Here is a 1249-nt window from a genome sequence, read left to right as displayed (position 1 = left end):
GCGCCCTCGCCGGGAAGCACGTGCTCGTCGCGGGCGGCGCCGGAGCGGTCGGCCACGCGGCCATCCAGCTCGCGCGCTGGGCCGGCGCCACCGTGATCACCACGGTCAGCTCGCCCGAGAAGGCCGCCCTCGCGACGGCCGCCGGCGCGCACCACGTCGTCGACTACAAGGCGGGCGACGCCGCTGCGGAGATCCAGTCCATCGCGCCCGACGGCGTCGACCTGATCGTGGAGGTCGCCCCCGCGCAGAACGCGGAGCTCAACCAGGCCGTCGCGAAGAACCGCGCCTCCGTGGCCGTGTACGCGAACAACGGCGGCGACACCGTGACCCTGCCCGTCGTCGACAGCTTCGTGAAGAACCTGCGCTACCAGTTCCTGCTGCTGTACACGGTGGGCCAGGAGGCGCTCGACGCCGCCCGCGCCGACATCCACCTGGCGCTGATCGACGGCGCGCTGCCGGTCGGGGAGGACGCGGGCCTGCCCATCACGCGCTTCCCGCTCGAGCGCACGGCCGACGCCCACCAGGCGGTCGAGGACGGCGTGACCGGCAAGGTGCTGATCGACGTCTCCGCCGCCTGATCCGAGGCTCCCGGACGACGGATGGCCGCACCGCCCTCGGGCGGTGCGGCCATCGGCCTGTCCGGTGGATCCCGGAGCTGCCTAGTCGGTGCCCGCGACCCGGCGACGGGGCCGCTGCGGGCGGGACAGCAGGTGCTGCATGACGAGCGGCGCGAGGGCGCTCGCGTTGAGGCACGTGGAGACCAGGAACGTGATCGCGAGCAGGTTCGTCGGGATGTCCCACGCGTCGGCGAGCAGGTGCAGCGCGAGCACGGCCAGCGAGACGACGAGCAGCAGCCACGAGGATCCGCGCAGCCAGCGCGGGGTGCGCGCCCCCGCGAGGGCGACGACCGCCATGACGGCGGCGTTGGCGATGGCGAGGGCGAGCGGGCCGGTCATGCCGCCCCTCCGCGTCGTGTCCGGTGCTCCCTGGCGTGATCGAGCATCGTGTCGTCCCCCTTCGACGGGCCGGATGGCCTGCCTCCACCCTCTCGTGACGGGAGCGTCGGGTGAAGTCGGCGATATCGGGGACACGACGCCGCCCGGGCGCGTCGTCAGCGGTCGGCGCGCACCATCGGGGTCGCGCCGGAGAGGTCGAGCCCCACGTCGACGAGCTCCACGCGGCCCGCGAGCGCGCGGCCGGGCCCGCGCAGCAGGCCGGGCTTGCCCGCGCCGAACGTGACCGTGACGTC

At 74.5% G+C, this 1249-nt stretch carries 2 protein-coding genes; one reads left to right on the top strand and one right to left on the bottom strand.

Annotated features, from left to right (window positions below):
- The coding region (locus DZG00_RS15525) for a zinc-binding dehydrogenase (protein ID WP_147360070.1) at positions 1–578 on the top strand (578 nt) is incomplete at its 5' end.
- An 81-nt stretch (positions 579–659) separates the two neighbouring features.
- On the opposite strand, the gene DZG00_RS15520 is transcribed toward DZG00_RS15525, so the two are convergent.
- Positions 660–956: a hypothetical protein gene (locus DZG00_RS15520; RefSeq protein WP_119383284.1), complete on the bottom strand. Its 297-nt coding sequence runs from the start codon at positions 954–956 to the stop codon at positions 660–662.
- Positions 957–1249: the final 293 nt, after the last annotated feature.

Origin of the sequence: Clavibacter lycopersici, assembly GCF_003576405.1 — a bacterium.
Classification (GTDB): Bacteria; Actinomycetota; Actinomycetes; order Actinomycetales; family Microbacteriaceae; genus Clavibacter; species Clavibacter lycopersici.
The sequence above is the reverse complement of the archived record's forward strand: the minus strand, read 5'-3'. Positions and strand labels throughout refer to the sequence as shown.

Bases quoted from the DNA above. Each gene is read 5' to 3' on its own strand.
- DZG00_RS15520 (WP_119383284.1), bottom strand. From the start codon at position 956: ATGACCGGCCCGCTCGCCCTCGCCATCGCCAACGCCGCCGTCATGGCG.